Source organism: Paraburkholderia sp. CNPSo 3076, from assembly GCF_026343935.1.
GTDB classification, from domain to species: domain Bacteria; phylum Pseudomonadota; class Gammaproteobacteria; order Burkholderiales; family Burkholderiaceae; genus Paraburkholderia; species Paraburkholderia nodosa.
This window is the reverse complement of record NZ_JAPMAL010000027.1, coordinates 99163-113772: the sequence shown is the minus strand read 5'-3', so window position 1 is coordinate 113772 and position 14610 is coordinate 99163. Positions and strand designations below refer to the sequence as shown.

The following is a 14610-nucleotide window of genomic DNA, read 5'->3' as shown; positions in this document are numbered from 1 at the left end:
CGCCGCCTGTCTCCTGAATGATTGTCGAAAAACCCGGGCGCTTCAGCCCGCGAGATAGCCGCCGTCTACCGGCAAGGTGACGCCCGTGACGTAGCCGGACATCGACGAGGCGAGAAACAGGACTGCGCCGACGAGTTCCTCCGGCTTGCCAACCCGCTTCATGGGAATGCGACACATGAAGCGTTCGAGCCTGGCTGGATCGTCGCGCGTGAAGTCGGTCATGGGCGTTTCAATCACGCCCGGCGCGATGGCGTTCACGCGTATGCCGTCGCTCGCGAGATCCACGGCGAGCGACTGGGTCAGCATCTTCACGGCGCCTTTGGACGGCGAATAGCCGAGCGTGTTGGGCTGACCCGAAAACGACGCGATCGATGCTACGTTGACGATTGCGCCGCGCGTCTTGCGCAGCGCTGGCAGGCAGGCGTGGCACACGTTGAACGTGCCTTCGTGATTGACCTTCATGACACGCTGGAGGTTGGCGAGCGCGTTCTCGCTGTCGACGCCTTCGCGAATGAGGATGCCCGCGTTGTTCACGAGCACGTCGATTGCGCCGAGCCTGGCCGCAATGTCTTCGGTCACGCCGCGGCATTGGGCGGCGTCGGTCACGTCGAGTTGGCAGGCGTAGGCTGCGTGTGCGTTGGCTTCGATGATCGCCGCGGTTTCGCGGGCGTTGGCTTCGTTCATGTCGGAGACGACGACGGACGCGCCCGCTTCGGCGAGTCCGATGGCAATGGCGCGGCCGTTGCCCTGGCCCGCGCCGGTGATCAAAGCAATTTTGCCGGTGAGGATCGGGTTCGAATTAATTTGCATGACTGAATAATAAAATAATTGAAACGGCGGAGTATTCGTCTAAAGAAGGCGTTTAGTGTGCCGCGAGCGAGACTTGCTCGAGCTTGGCGTCCGGTCCGGAGTGATCCTGACGTGCGCGGTCGGCAATATGGTTGGCCGCGATGAAGCCGAACGTGAGGCCAGGCCCCAGTGTGATGCCCGCGCCGGTGTATTCGCCGCCCATGATGCTGGCCGCGTCGTTGCCGGCGGCGTACAGGCCGGTGATGGGTGAGCCATCGCGCGAAACGGCCTGGGCATGTTCGTTCGTGCGCAGGCCCATGAAGGAGCCGAGGTCGCCCGGGACGAGCTTGATTGCGTAAAACGGGCCGTCGGCGAGCGGTTCGACACACGGGTTGGGCGCGTGCAGCGCATCGCCCTGGTAGCGGTTGTAGGCCTTGCTGCCCCGGCCGAATTCGAGGTCGCGGCCAAGTCGTGCCCCCTCGTTGTACTGCCGCACAGTGGGGCCGAGCGTGGCCGCATCCACGCCGATTGCCTTCGCGAGCGCTTCGAGCGTTTTACCGCGCTTGAGATAACCGTTGCGCAGATGCGGGCCGAGCGGCATCGGGAAGGGCTTGACGAAGCCGAGCCCGTAGCGCCGGATGGCCGCGTGGTCGGCAACGAGCCAGCACGCCGTTTCCGTCTTGCCCTTCGACGCGTCGATCATTGCCTGAACGAGGTCGTGGTACGAGTTCGCCTCGTTCGCAAAGCGCCGTCCGTCGAGGTTCACCGCGATCACGCCCGGTTTCGCCCTGTCGATGAAGTGCGGCATGATGCCCGTCGAGCCATCCTTACGCGGCACGAGCGACATGGGCGTCCATGCGGCGGCGTTCGAGAGGTTTCTGTCGAACACGGCGCCTACCGCTTCTGCCATGCGAATACCGTCGCCAACGTTGGTCTGCGGGGTAGGCGAATAGTGCGCATGTCCCGCCTGCACGTGCGGATAGGTCGACTTGCGACGTTCGAGGTCGTGCGGGAAGCCGCCGGTGGCGAGCACGACGGCGTGCCGCGCCTTGACTTCGATTCGTTCTCCTGCGCGTTCGAGCACGGCGCCTGTGACGCGTCCGCCCTCGCACAGCAACTGCGTGGCCGGGCACGACAGCCACACAGGAATGTCGAGGTCGGCGGCGGATCTGGCGAGCCGCGCGGCGAGCGCATTGCCGTTGGTGAGCGTCATGCCCCGGCCGAACTTCATTACTTCACGGAAGTGCTTCGTGAGCCGCTTCGTCACATACCAGGCCGATTCGAGTGAGCGCGTAACCCGCATGAAGTGGACGATGTCCTTGCCCGAGCCGATCGTGACGCCAAAAACCGTCAATTCCGGCAGCACCGGGCCCAGGGTCTTGAGCAGCGGCCCAAGCTCACGCGCGTCGTAAGGGCGCGTGACCATCGAGCGACCGCCTTGCGCCGCGCCGGGCGCTTCCGCGTGGTAGTCCGGAAACGTGAGCGGCATGTCGAACTGCACCGCGGTGTTCGAGGTGAAAAATTCCACCGCCTTCGGGCCGTTCGAGAGAAAGGCGCGCACGCGTGCTTCGTCGAAGCCGCGCCCGGCCTGGTTGCGGATATAGGTGAACGCCTGATCCGGCAATTCATGGTGGCCCCACGCCTGCGCGAGATACGTGTTGGGAATCCAGAGCCAGCCTCCCGAGCGCGCGGTCGTGCCGCCGTAGTACGCGGCTTTTTCGGCCACGATCACCTTCAACCCGCGGCTCGCGGCGGTAATGGCTGCCGACATGCCGCCCACGCCCGTGCCAATCACGAGCACATCGCATTCTGCTTGCGTCAAAGACATCGACCTCTCCGTTCTGGTGCGGGCGGCGTCGGGCAACGCCGCCTCCGTAGCCGCTAGATTAAATCTAGCTCGCTAGAGAATATCTTATAGTTAACCCTATGCAACTGAATTAGATAATGCCTAGTGCTATACTGAGTCGACCTTTGAATAACGGGGACGGACGTGGAAAGCACCGAAGGCCAGGCGGCGCCCGAGCGAGAGCGCCGCGGCATACAGTCGATCGAAGTGGGAGGGGAGATCCTCAAGGTGCTGGCCGATGAGGCGCGGCCCCTGGCGCTGCGCGATCTCGTGAAGGCGGCAGGCATGCCGTCGGGCAAGATTCATCCGTACCTGGTGAGCTTCGGCAAGATCGGGCTGGTCGCGCAGGACCCGGCCACGGGGCACTATCTGCTCGGGCCCATGGCGATCCAGCTGGGGCTCGCGAGCCTCCAGACGCAAAACCCTATCCGCGAGGCCACGCCCTTTGCGGAGACGTTGTCGGAACAGACCTCGCATGCGGTGGCGATCGCCGTGTGGGGCAATCTGGGCCCGGTGATCGTGCGCCTGATCGATGCGTCCTACCCCATCCACACGAACATCCGCACGGGCACGGTCATGTCGCTCGCGAACACGGCGACCGGCAGGGTCTTTTCGGCGTTTCTGCCGCGCAGGCTCACTGAGACGCTGCTGCTCGACGACCGCATCCGGCTGGGCCCCGACATTGCGCATCCGCTAGAAGCGTCGGTGGTCGAGGCGATGATCGAGGAGGCGCGCGAGCGGCATATGGCGCGCAGCATCAATCATCCGACACCGGGCATCGTGGCGTTCTCCGCGCCGGTCTTCGACTACTCGAAGAACATTGCGCTGACGCTCACCATCATGGGACCGACCGGTACGCTCGACACCGACTGGGACGGCACCGTTGCCGCCGCGCTGCGCGATTGCGTGCAGGCGATTTCACGGCGGCTGGGCTACCGGGCAGCGTGAAAGCTAGTGCAGATTCGCCTGGAAAAACGCGAGCACGCTTGCATCGAACTGCTTATGAAACGCGACCCGGTCGAACCCGTGCTCATCCACGCAGATCTCCGGCACTCTCTTTTTCATCGGAGCGGGGCAGGGCGCGAGAAAGGCGAAATGCGCCGAATCGGGCACGAAGTGATAGTCGGGTTTGCGAGGCAGCGTTTTGGCAAGCGCGGGCGCGTTGTGGGGCAATACGCCGTCGCCGCCATACTGCGAAGCCCACACCTGCATGGGTGCCGTCACGTTCTTCAAGTCGCTCGCGGCGGGGAATTCGTTGAGCGGATCGGCGAGCACGAACGCCTTGATGCGAGCGTCGACTGGCAGCGGCTGCGGGGGCACCTCGCCACGCGCGACCTCGTCGCAGACCGGCGGCCTCGGGTCCGGGCACGGCACTTCGGCGTGCTTGAAGTCCGGCACGCCGCCCGCCAGCACCAGCCCCGTATAGCCGCCGCGCGAAAAGCCAAAGAAACCGATGCGTTGCGGGTCGATGTTCGCGGCGTCAGGCGCGGCGCCCAGCATGTAATCGATCAGGCGTTTGATATCGGTCGGCCGCTCGACGAACACGGACAGATCGCCCGAGCGGCTCGGATCGGCGAACGAATCGCCGGGATGGTTGATTGCGGCCACAACGAAGCCCGCATCGGCCAGCACTTCGGCAAGGTCATGGTGGCCCAGAAACGAGCCGGTGTGGCCGTGCGAAATGACGATCAGCGGAAGTTTGTTGCCAACCGTCGGACAGTCGCGCCGCCCGTGCAGGATGTATGGGCCGAACGGCACGTCTTCCGCGGGCTCGGCGCAAGGCGTCCACACCATGGCTTTCAATGCCGGGCCGTTCGCGTCGGCGGGAATGTCGAGGCGCTTGACGCCTGCCGCGTGTGCGACCGCGGTGAACAGGCACAAGAGTACGGTCAAAATCGAAGCAGCGGCGTACGGAAGTGTTTTGCGGGTTGTTGTCATGGCGCTTCGGGTGGGAGTGATCTCAGTGCGCGGGCGTTCGGACTTTGCCGTCCACCAGCAAGGTGCGTTTGTCTTGCCTGACGTCGTATTCGACCGATTGCTCGCGCGTCACGGCGCCGTACGACAGGTCGTTCACGTAGACCTTGCCGTCCCTCAGTTCGACCGCATCGCCCTGTACCTGCGCGGACGCGTGTTCGCCCTGTAGCACGGTGCCAGCGCAATCTCGCGTGGTGAAGGTGCGGACCGACGAGCTGGGTTTCACCGGCTTGCCGTTCTGGTCGGGAAGAAAGAACTGCGGATACGAAGAGCCGGCATGCGCGGCACTTTCCGCACTGCGAGGTGAGTCATCCTGACTTCCTGCTGCGTGCGCGACTGCGCAACTGATCACGCCGCCGAAAACCACAGCAATCGTCGATACAAACCGGCTTTTCACGACAGTTGCGCCTCGATCGCGGCCTTGTCGATGACCGACCAGACCTGCGCAATCTTCCCGTCGCGCCAGGCGTAGAAGACATTTTCCGAAAATGCGATTCGCCGGCCGTCGACAGGTAGGCCGAGAAAGACTTGCCGGGGCGTGCAGTCGAAACGTAAGCGGCTGGCAACGAGCGGCGGCTCGGCGGCCAGCAGTTCGATTTCGAAGCGCAAGTCGGGAATGTCGCGAACGTCCTGCTCCAGCATGGCGCGATATCCCGCGAGGCCAAGCGGGCGGCCGTTGTGGATCGTGTCCTGAGCGACGAACTCCCCGAGCGAAGCCCAATCGCGCCGGTTCAGGCAGTCGATGTAGCGCCGGTAAAGGGTGCCCAGATCGTGTGCGTCCATACGGCCTCCTGATCGGATGACGAAGCACACGCGATGGTAGACGAAAGCGGCGTGAGGGGCCTCGAACGCGCCGTATGGGCATGCGGACTGTGCGCGCCTGGACCGTCGCACCCTGGCACCCTCCTTGCGCATGCAGGATGCGACGAGATCGGGAGGGCATGAGCAATGAAAGACTTATCGGCACTCGCAGTAGTGCGAAGAGAGAACGCGTGCACGCTCGACGCCCGTATTCTGCTCGACGAGATGAGCGCCACGCTGGCGCTCTACCGTGGGGACAGCGTGCAGCCGCAGTTCTACCTGGGCGACCTGGGTTCGGCGCGCAGCGCCTTTGTCATGGCGCGCACCATGGATGGCCTCGCGATCGGCTGCGGCGCGCTGTGCCGCTTCTCGTTCGAGGTGGCCGAATTCCGCTGCCTCTACCGGCGGCCCGAATGGCCGGGGACCGGCACGGCGATTCTTCGTTTTCTCGAGACGGTGGCGGCCGGGGCGGGCTATCGCAGCGTAATTCTTCAGGCGCGCGAAGCCAACCGGCGCGCGATCGCGTTCTATCAACGGCACGGTTACGGGCGGACCGAGCCGTTCGCGGATTGCGCCGGCCTGAGCGACGTGCGGTGCTTTGCGAAGGCGCTGCCGCTCCTGGCGGACGAATGACGCGATCGTGCCGCCCGCGTGACGAGCGGCACAGAGGTTGCGTAAATGTGGGGTTCGTGCGCGGGCAGCGGCCCACGCACCGCCGCAACGATCGACGAGGAGGGAAGTCTGCCGATGCCGGAGGAAGCACTGTGGTTTTTTCTGATCGGCGTGCTGCTGATGTTCGTGGCGCTCGCGCGGGGTCCGATCGCGCGCCTGCCGCTTACGGGCGCGATGATCTATTTGGCCGTGGGCGTGATCGTCGGGCCGGGTGTGTTCGGCCTCGTGCACGCCGACCTCGCGCAGAACGTGCGCACGCTCACCGTGGTGGCGGAAGCCGGGCTCGTGATTTCGCTGTTTTCCGTCGGTATGCACCTGCGCGTGCGGCTGCGCGACCGGCTCTGGTGCTTGCCGCTGCGCCTGGGCGTGCTGGCCATGGCGTTCAGTGTCGGGCTGATGTACGCGTTTGGCGTGGCGTTGGGCGCGGCCACCGGCGTTGCCTTGTTTCTTGCCGCGGCGCTTGCGCCGACCGACCCGGTGCTCGCCAACGAACTGCGCGTCCATGAGGCCGGCGACGCCGAGCCAGTGCGATTCGCGCTTTCGGGCGAAGGCGGTCTCAACGATGGCGCTGCGATGCCGTTCGCGCTGCTCGGTCTCGCGCTATGCGGCGTGCACGGCACCGGCACGCAGAACGCGGCAGCATTCGCCGCGTGGGTGGCATGGGGAATCGTGGGCGCGCTCCTCGTGGGCGCCCTGCTCGCCACGATGTGCGTGCGGATCGTGTTCCATCTGCGTACGCGTTACGGCGAAGCCGTGGGCCTCGACGGCTTTATCGCGATCGGCCTGATGTCCGTGACCTACGGCGTGGCGCTGCTGTTGCACGCATACGCGTTCGTGGCCGTATTCGCCGCGGGCGTGGCGCTGCGCCACGAGGAACTGCGCGCAACGGGCGAGCGCCGCCCGGCAGAAGCGCTCGAAAGCGTGCAGCTTGGCGAGCGCACTGAAGTCGCGAAAGATCCGCAGCGCGCGCACGCCTGGCTTGCCGAAGGCATGACGGGATTCACGCTGGAAATCGAGCGGCTGGCCGAGTTCTCGGTACTGCTGATCATCGGCTGTGTGATTTCCGCGCATTGGCGCGAGATGCTCGACCCGCGTGAGGTGCTGTGCGCACTGGTGCTGGTGTTCGTTGCGCGGCCATTGGCCGTATTCGCGGCAATGGCGGGCTCGCACGCTGACGCGCCGCAGCGCGCCCTGATGGCATGGATGGGCATACGCGGCGTGGGCGCGTTCTATTACGCGGTGTGGGGTATCGACCAGGCCGGCGACGTGCTGCGGCCCGTGCTGCCTGCGGCACTCGACGCGATCGTGCTGTCCGTCGTGCTGCACGGCGCGACGGCGGGCTATGTACTCGAGCGCTATTACCGGCGCCAGGAAGCGCTCGCGGCAGCGGAGCGCCGCGTGCGCGCGAGGGAAGCATTCGACTAGCCGTCGGGTGACGCGGCAGGCATCGACGTAGACCTGAGCCGTGCCGCATCCAGCCCGATCGTCAGGGCACGCGCCGCTGCGAAATGTCTTCGAGCGTGTTGGCGATGCGCTCGCGCTGCGCGCCGTCGCAGCGCGTGGCGATGTCGCCGAGCGAGAGCGTGCCCACCAGCTCGCGTTCGTGGTTTACCACGGGCAGCCGGCGCACCTGTGCCTCCGCCATGCGGCGCTGGACAACGTTCACGTCTTCGTCCTCGTAGCACCACTGCACGCCCGAGGTCGCCACGTGCGAGACCGTTTCCTCGCCCGTGCAGCCCTGGGCGAGCCCGCGCATGGCGAGGTCGCGGTCGGTCACCATGCCCACGATCTGGTCGCCGTCGCATACCGGCAGCGCGCCGATGTCATGGTCGCGCATGAGTTCGGCGGCGTGCCGGATCGTCGTGTCAGGCGCGATATGGACGACCTCGCGTGACATCACTTCGTGAACCTGGGTCATTGTCTTCTCCTTTCGTGGTCGTATCGTCTCTTCTCATGCGAAACGCGCCGCGCGCTCGAGGCGCTCCGGCGACATGTGCGGCGGTGGGTCGCCTTCGGGCAGCGTGGGCGGCGGGCGGTCGTCCGGTTGCGGCGGCAGCGGCGCGCGTTGCGGGTCGTCCAGCGGATCGGGCGGCGGCAAGTGAAACGACGTCGTGAAGGCGTACAGCATCGGCGGCATGAAGAACTCCTGTGGAGAGGCCATGGCGGTTAGACGTGAGACGTTTGCGGCATTACTGCGGTTTGGACTCTTTCAGGCCGGCGAGGCCCGCGCGCAAGGCGCATTGCAACGGGTACATGACTGCCTCCTTCGCTTTGGGAGCCACAGCCTGCTTCTCCCGCAACAGGCGTGCCGCAGGACTCAGCGCGTCTCGGGACGCCGGTGCGCTCGCGAAAAGCCGGCTCGGGCACAGCCGGTGCGCGTACGCCGGGAGACACTTTCAAAGGAGCCGGCAATGCTTTACTACGCGATCGTTTTCTTCGTGATAGCCATCATCGCGGCTGTCTTCGGGTTCGGCGGGATTGCGGTGGGTGCCGCGAGCATCGCCAAGATTCTGTTCTTCATCTTCGTGATTCTCTTTCTGGCGAGCTTGTTGTTTGGCATCACGAGGCGGTAAACATTCTCCGGCGTCGGTCAAGGCGCACCGCTTCATCTGGGCATGAACGATGCGCGCGCCGGGGAAGGAATGAGATGGATCGAGAGGAGCAGGTTGGTTGGCAAGAAATTCAGGAGTCCAACGATCATGAACATTTCCTTTCCAGAAGGCCCGGTCGGGTACGACACGGAAGAATTCGCGCTAACCTTTGTCGCGGTGGCGGATTCCGTCGCTGTGGACTGTGCCATTACGGCTGAAGCGCTGGAAGATCGCTTCGGCGCGAGATCGCTGCGCGAGCCCGACCTGCGCCAGGCGTTCCACCGCAACCGCTCCGCGATCGAATCGGCGGCCGCCCGGCTCATCGAGGAGACGGACGGCAAGCCGGTGATGCTTCACAGCGGCTATTTGCGCATGTACGGCACCGGCAGGCACTAACTACTCACCCGCGCCTGCCTTGCAGCGCGCAATCTGCTTCTTTGCTTCTTCGACCACGCGCTCCGGCGTGAAGCCGAATTTGGTCTTCAGCGCCTTGAACGGCGCGGAGGCGCCGAACGTGTGCATCACGATCTGCGAGCCGAAGCGGCCGACGTAGCGGTCCCAGCCGAGCGTCGCCGCCTGCTCCACGGCCACGCGTGCGTAGATGTGCGGCGGCAGTACCGACTCCCGGTACGCCTCGTCCTCCTGTTCGAACAGGTCCCACGAAGGCATCGAGACCACGCGTGCCGCGATCCCCTCCTGTTTCAGCGTCTCATAGGCGGAAATGCATAGCGAAACCTCGCTGCCCGTAGCGAGCAGCAGGACTTCGGGCTGCTTGCCATCGGGTGCGTCGGCGAGCACGTATGCGCCGCGCCTCACGCCTTGCGCACTGGCGTATTTCGTGCGGTCGATCGTGGGCAGCGGCTGGCGCGTCACCACCATGCAGGCCGGTTCGTGCGGCCGCGTGAGTGCAACGCGCCACGCCTGTGCGACTTCGTTGGCGTCGGCCGGGCGCAGCGTGAGCAGGCCAGGCACGCTGCGCAGCGCGGCGAGCTGCTCGATCGGCTGGTGCGTCGGCCCGTCCTCGCCCAGGCCGATCGAATCGTGCGTGAACACGTAGACCACGGGCAACTCCATGATCGCGGCGAGCCGGATGGGCGGCTTCATGTAGTCGCTGAAAATGAGGAACGTCGACGCGAACGGCCGCAAGCCAGAAAGCGCGAGGCCATTGGAGACCGCGCCCATGCCGTGCTCGCGAATGCCGAAGTGCAGGTTGCGCCCGTCGTAGTGATCGCGCTCGAAGCTGCCCGCGCCTTCGAACTTGAGATTGGTCTTGGTCGAGGGCGACAGGTCGGCGGCACCGCCGATCATCCACGGCACGCGTTGCGCAATGGCGTTGAGCACCTTGCCCGACGACTCGCGTGTCGCGAGGCCTTTTTCGTCGGCTTCGAAGGTGGGAATGTCGGTGTCCCAGCCCTCGGGCAGCTTGCCTTCGAGCATCAAGCTCAGATCCTTCGCTAGCTCGGGGTAGCGCTTCGCGTAGTCGTCGTAGCGTTGCTTCCATGCTTCGTGCGCCGCCTTGCCGCGCGCGCCCATGCCCTGCGCGAAACGTTCGTACACGCCATCGGGTACGAGAAACTGCGCGTCTTCCGGCCAGCCATATGCGCGCTTGGCGAGCCGCACTTCTTCTTCGCCCAGCGCCTCGCCGTGCGCTGCCGCAGTGTCCTGCCGGTTCGGCGCGCCCCAGCCGATGATGCTCTTTACCACGATGAGCGTCGGCTTGTCGGTCACGGCCTGCGCTTTTTCGATGGCGGCTTCGATGGCTTTCGTGTCGTTGGCGTCGTCCACGTGCAGCGTGTTCCAATGGTAGCCGCGAAAGCGCGCTTCGACGTCGTCGCTATAGGCGAGGTCGGTGTGGCCCTCGATCGTGATGCGGTTGCTGTCGTAGAACCAGATCAGATTCGACAGACCCAGATGGCCCGCGAGCGAAGCCGCTTCGTGCGAGATGCCTTCCATCATGTCGCCGTCACCGCACACCGCGTAGACGCGGTAGTCGAAGATTCTGGCGTCGGCGCGATTGAAATGCTGCTCGAACCAGCGCCCGGCCATGGCCATGCCCACGCTGTTGCCGAGCCCCTGGCCGAGCGGCCCGGTGGTCGTCTCGACGCCCGTCGTCATGCGAAATTCCGGGTGCCCCGGCGTCACGCTGTCGATCTGGCGAAAGTGTTTGATATCGTCGAGCGAGACCACGGGCTTGCCCGTGAGCTTGCCTTTCTCGTCTATGGCTTGCACGCCCGTGAGGTGCAGCAGCGAGTAGAGCAGCATTGAAGCGTGGCCGTTCGAGAGCACGAAGCGGTCGCGATTGGGCCATAGCGGCGCGGCAGGGTCGTAACGCAGATGACGCTGCCAGATCTGGTACGCGAGCGGCGCGAGCGCCATGGGCGTGCCGGGGTGGCCGGAATTGGCCTTTTGCACGGCGTCCATCGACAAGGTGCGGATCGTGTCGATGGCGAGACGGTCGAGATCGGATGGGTCGGCGTTCGTGGGCCTGGCATTCGACGATGAATTCGATGACATGAGCTGGGACTCCTCGGCAGGGGCGCGCGGCAAAGCGGGCGGCGGTTCGCAAACAGATCGATGCGCAAATGCGGTGCCGGCCCCCGCACCGCATTTGGATGCCAGACAGGCATAGGCATTGCGGGTCGACACTATCACGTCTTCCCTTTTCGAATACTGAGCCGATGCATCGAAAGCTGCGCCACAAGATCGTTGTCGTGACCGGCGCGGGCGCGGGCGCGGGCGCGGGCGTGGGCCGCGCCGTTGCTGAAGCCTTCGCGCGCGCGGGCTACCACGTCGCGCTGCTTTCGCGCGAACCCGAACGGCTCGCGCGCGCCGCCGCGCAGTTACAGGCCGCTTACAGCGGTGTGCGCGCGTTCGCGGTGCCCACCGACGTGGCCGACGCACAGGCCGTCGAAGCGGCGGCAGCGCGCGTGGAGCGCGAACCGGGCGAAATCGACGTGTGGGTGAACGTCGCCATGCGACCATTTTTGCGCCGCTCTCGTCGATCTCGCCGCGCGACTTCGACGCGACCCAGGTCACGTATCTCGGCCAGGTGCACGGCACGATGGCGGCGCTCGCGCGCATGCGCACGCGCAATCGCGGCGCGATCGTCAACGTGGGGTCGGCGCTCGCCTCGCGCGCGATCCCGCTGCAATCCGCGTATTGCGGCGCGAAGTTCGCGGTGCGCGGCTTTACTGACGCCGTGCGATCGGAGCTGATTCACGACGGCCTCGACGTGCACCTCTCGCTGGTCGATCTAATTGACGGGCAACCCGCGCGCGCCCGACGCGCCCGACAACCTGCATGCGCCCGTGCCGGGCGAGATCGGCGCGCATGGCCGCTTCGACCGTGAAGCGCGCAATGGCGGCGCGCCGCTCTTCACCGAGCGCCATGTGCACGCGTTGATGGGCGATGTGGCGATTGGCGTCCTTGGCGTGGCGATGGCGTTTGCGCATTTGCGCAGGCAGGCGCGCTCGCGCCCGTGATCGTTGCACTTTTGCGCACGCTCGCCGCTCACGAACGCGTGAGGGCGCGGTTCGCGAGGCATGCGTTCTGCGCGCATCGTGGATGGGGATGCGGCGTCACAAACTGCGCGGCATCGAACGCATCGACAATACAAGGAGCCTGCCATGAACAGCACGCTAGACCCCGACAACGATCTTCCCGAATCCCGGCCGCCGGGGCACGACACCGGCTCGCTGGGCCCGTGCGATTCATCCGATTCCGGCAGCGACACCCAGGGCGCGAAGCGCCACGAATTCGACCGCGACACCGAACTGGACAATCACGCGCTCGAAGCGGGCGAGGACGAAGCGCAGAGCGACACCGATAGCGCAGGCACGGGCGAACGCGCCGCGGCAGACGGCGACGAATCGCAGGAGCCCGGCAGCGATGTGCTTCCGGATCGTATCGACGATTCGGGCGATGTTTGAAAAAGTGGGCGCCCGCGATATGGCTGTCGTGCCTGGCGCCCGCATATCTGCTGCACATGCCGCCCCAGCACGGCCACTGTTACCGACGCGCCGTGTCTTTTCCGTCAGGTCGGTGGCATAATTTTCCGCATCTTAGCGTCCTTGTCACGCCGCAGTTGCTTCGGTGTACGAAGTCATGCGATGCTCTCGTTGCCCGGGAAACGGCGATGCCAGCGTGCATCCAGCCGAACCCGCACGCCGCAGACAAACGGCGTGAACGGGTCGGTGTGAGGAGACCAGCGAAGTGCCCCAACACCAAGGAGGCAACATGAGCACGCAGCTGCAATCTCGCACCCACGCCGCATCGCCAAACGATGCGCATCGCATTCAAGCAAGCTTACAGTCACTCCCGCCCCGAAAGTCGCCGCAGCGATCTCGCACTGCGATCAGTGCGATCAGTGTCGCCACGCTTTTGCTTGCCTGCGCAAACTGTTTCGCCGACACGCAGGTGGGCGCGCCGCTGCCGCCTGCGCCCGATATTCTGTATGGCGATCTGTTCGTGGCAGTGCAGACCGCGCAGATCTTCTCCGACCAGAAGACCTTCGTCGATTCGACGCCGAACACGGACCCCGCAACCATCGTTCAGCTCTACGAAGCGCAGAAGAACCAAGCCGGTTTCTCGTTGCTGAATTTCGTAAATCAATACTTCACGCCGCCGCCGGACCAGAGCATCACGCCGCCGGCGGGGCAGACCCTGCGCCAGCATATCGACTGGCTCTGGACCGGGCTCACGCGCACGACCACGTCGGCGCCCGACAACAGCTCGCTCGTGCCGCTGCCGAAGCCGTATGTCGTGCCGGGCGGGCGCTTCCGTGAGGGCTATTACTGGGACACGTACTTCACGATGCTCGGGCTCCAGGAGTCGGGCCATGAAGATCTCGTCGACGACATGCTCGACAACTTCGCGTACATGATCAACACCTTCGGCCATATTCCGAACGGCAATCGCACTTATTACTTGAGCCGCTCGCAACCGCCGTTCTATTCGTACATGGTGGAACTCGCGGCGCAAAAGGAAGGCAACAGCGTGTATCAGAAGTACCTGCCCGCGCTGCGCAAGGAGTACGCGTACTGGATGCAGGGGGCGAGCAGCACGCCGCGCGGGCAGGCCACGCGCAACGTGGTCGTGCTGCGCGACGGCACCGTGCTCAACCGCTACTGGGACGAACTCGACACGCCGCGCGACGAGTCGTATATCGAAGACGTGCAGACCGCGCAGCAGGCCACGGGCCGCCCCGCCAACGAGGTCTACCGCGACCTGCGCGCCACCGCCGAAAGCGGCTGGGATTTCAGCTCGCGCTGGTTCGGCGACAACCAGAACCTCTGGACCGTGCGTACCACGTCGATCATTCCGGTCGATCTGAATAGCCTCCTGTTCCATCTGGAGACGACGATCGTGCGCGCCTGCACGGTCGCGCGCGATTTCGGCTGCGTGGGACAGTTCGCCGGCTACGCCGCGCGCCGCGCCGAGGGCATCAACCGTTACCTCTGGAACAACAAGGGCTACTACGGCGACTATGACTGGCGGCTCGGCAAGTCGCGCGACAACCAGACGCCCGCGATGATGTATCCGCTGATGGCGGGCGTGGCGTGGCCTGAGCGCGCGAAGAAGACGGCGCAGACCATGCAAAGCGTGCTGCTCCAGCAGGGCGGCCTCGCCACGTCGACCTACAACACTGGCCAGCAATGGGATGCGCCGAACGGCTGGGCGCCGCTGCACTGGATCGCCATCCAGGGCCTTAAGCAATACGGACACAGCGATCTCGCGCAGCCAGTCGGCACGCGTTTTCTCGCCGACGTCGAGAACGTCTATAACACGCAGCAAAAGCTCGTCGAGAAATATATCGTCGAGGGCGCGGGCGAAGGCGGCGGTGGGGGCGGCGAATACCCGTTGCAGGATGGCTTTGGCTGGACCAACGGCGTGACGCTGATGCTGCTCGATATGTACGGGGGCGGGCAGTAGGTGTGA

17 protein-coding genes and 1 pseudogene are annotated in these 14610 nt (G+C 65.1%); 10 read left to right on the top strand and 8 right to left on the bottom strand.

All coding sequences use genetic code 11. From position 1 onward, the window contains the following. Positions 1–42: 42 nt before the first annotated feature. Together M3A49_RS28590 and M3A49_RS28585 are read right to left on the bottom strand one after the other, a co-directional pair. Positions 43–810 (bottom strand): SDR family NAD(P)-dependent oxidoreductase, encoded by a 768-nt coding sequence (locus M3A49_RS28590; RefSeq protein ID WP_266232017.1) that lies wholly within the window; start codon positions 808–810, stop codon positions 43–45. 52 nt (positions 811–862) lie between these two features. Further along, positions 863–2617: an FAD-dependent oxidoreductase gene (locus M3A49_RS28585; protein WP_266232016.1), complete on the bottom strand. Its 1755-nt coding sequence runs from the start codon at positions 2615–2617 to the stop codon at positions 863–865. Between the two features lie 162 nt (positions 2618–2779). Between M3A49_RS28585 and M3A49_RS28580 the strand changes: the two genes are divergently transcribed. After that, a complete protein-coding gene (locus tag M3A49_RS28580; RefSeq protein ID WP_266232015.1) occupies positions 2780–3583 on the top strand; it encodes an IclR family transcriptional regulator in 804 nt (267 codons plus the stop codon). A gap of 3 nt (positions 3584–3586) precedes the next feature. Here M3A49_RS28580 and M3A49_RS28575 read toward each other — a convergent pair whose 3' ends face one another. The 3 genes from M3A49_RS28575 to M3A49_RS28565 are packed head-to-tail and all read right to left on the bottom strand — an operon-like array spanning position 3587 to position 5392. Then, positions 3587–4573 carry an alpha/beta hydrolase family protein gene (locus M3A49_RS28575; RefSeq protein ID WP_266232014.1) on the bottom strand — a complete coding sequence of 329 codons (987 nt, stop codon included), beginning with the start codon at positions 4571–4573 and terminating at the stop codon, positions 3587–3589. Positions 4574–4595: 22 nt separating this feature from the next. Beyond that, positions 4596–5006 (bottom strand): sugar ABC transporter ATPase, encoded by a 411-nt coding sequence (locus tag M3A49_RS28570; protein WP_266232013.1) that lies wholly within the window; start codon positions 5004–5006, stop codon positions 4596–4598. Continuing rightward, positions 5003–5392: an ester cyclase gene (locus M3A49_RS28565; RefSeq protein WP_266232012.1), complete on the bottom strand. Its 390-nt coding sequence runs from the start codon at positions 5390–5392 to the stop codon at positions 5003–5005. The genes M3A49_RS28570 and M3A49_RS28565 overlap by 4 nt, the downstream gene beginning before the upstream one ends. Positions 5393–5557: 165 nt before the next feature. Here M3A49_RS28565 and M3A49_RS28560 point away from each other — a divergent pair, with 165 nt between their 5' ends. Further along, positions 5558–6043 carry a GNAT family N-acetyltransferase gene (locus tag M3A49_RS28560; RefSeq protein WP_254357862.1) on the top strand — a complete coding sequence of 162 codons (486 nt, stop codon included), beginning with the start codon at positions 5558–5560 and terminating at the stop codon, positions 6041–6043. Positions 6044–6088: 45 nt separating this feature from the next. Then, positions 6089–7507, top strand: a complete 1419-nt coding sequence (locus tag M3A49_RS28555) for a cation:proton antiporter (RefSeq protein ID WP_323183336.1) — start codon at positions 6089–6091, stop codon at positions 7505–7507. A 61-nt stretch (positions 7508–7568) separates the two neighbouring features. Here the strand turns inward: M3A49_RS28555 and M3A49_RS28550 are convergent, their stop codons facing one another. After that, a complete protein-coding gene (locus tag M3A49_RS28550; protein ID WP_266232011.1) occupies positions 7569–8000 on the bottom strand; it encodes a CBS domain-containing protein in 432 nt (143 codons plus the stop codon). Between the two features lie 33 nt (positions 8001–8033). Continuing rightward, complete coding sequence (locus M3A49_RS28545; protein ID WP_266232010.1) at positions 8034–8219, bottom strand: hypothetical protein; 186 nt, start codon at positions 8217–8219, stop codon at positions 8034–8036. Positions 8220–8493: 274 nt separating this feature from the next. On the opposite strand from M3A49_RS28545, the gene M3A49_RS28540 reads away from it, so the two are divergent. After that, positions 8494–8655 (top strand): DUF1328 domain-containing protein, encoded by a 162-nt coding sequence (locus M3A49_RS28540; protein ID WP_028205820.1) that lies wholly within the window; start codon positions 8494–8496, stop codon positions 8653–8655. A 126-nt stretch (positions 8656–8781) separates the two neighbouring features. After that, a complete protein-coding gene (locus M3A49_RS28535; RefSeq protein ID WP_266232009.1) occupies positions 8782–9069 on the top strand; it encodes a DUF1488 domain-containing protein in 288 nt (95 codons plus the stop codon). Here the strand turns inward: M3A49_RS28535 and tkt are convergent, their stop codons facing one another. Further along, entirely contained in the window at positions 9070–11187 is a 2118-nt protein-coding gene (tkt, locus tag M3A49_RS28530) for a transketolase (RefSeq protein WP_266232008.1), read from the bottom strand. 68 nt (positions 11188–11255) lie between these two features. On the opposite strand from tkt, the pseudogene M3A49_RS42760 reads away from it, so the two are divergent. From M3A49_RS42760 to treA, 5 genes and pseudogenes are all read left to right on the top strand, one after another. Then, positions 11256–11588: pseudogene (locus M3A49_RS42760) on the top strand (SDR family NAD(P)-dependent oxidoreductase); the annotation flags it as partial. A 41-nt stretch (positions 11589–11629) separates the two neighbouring features. Continuing rightward, positions 11630–12022, top strand: coding sequence for an SDR family NAD(P)-dependent oxidoreductase (locus tag M3A49_RS42755; protein WP_416339030.1), 393 nt, complete (start codon positions 11630–11632; stop codon positions 12020–12022). Beyond that, positions 11982–12155, top strand: a complete 174-nt coding sequence (locus M3A49_RS42750; RefSeq protein ID WP_416339029.1) for a hypothetical protein — start codon at positions 11982–11984, stop codon at positions 12153–12155. Before M3A49_RS42755 ends, M3A49_RS42750 begins: the two co-directional genes overlap by 41 nt. Positions 12156–12299: 144 nt before the next feature. Beyond that, a complete protein-coding gene (locus tag M3A49_RS28520) occupies positions 12300–12602 on the top strand; it encodes a chemotaxis protein (RefSeq protein ID WP_266232007.1) in 303 nt (100 codons plus the stop codon). Between the two features lie 307 nt (positions 12603–12909). Next, entirely contained in the window at positions 12910–14604 is a 1695-nt protein-coding gene (gene treA / locus M3A49_RS28515; RefSeq protein WP_266232006.1) for an alpha,alpha-trehalase TreA, read from the top strand. The last annotated feature ends 6 nt before the right edge of the window (positions 14605–14610 follow it).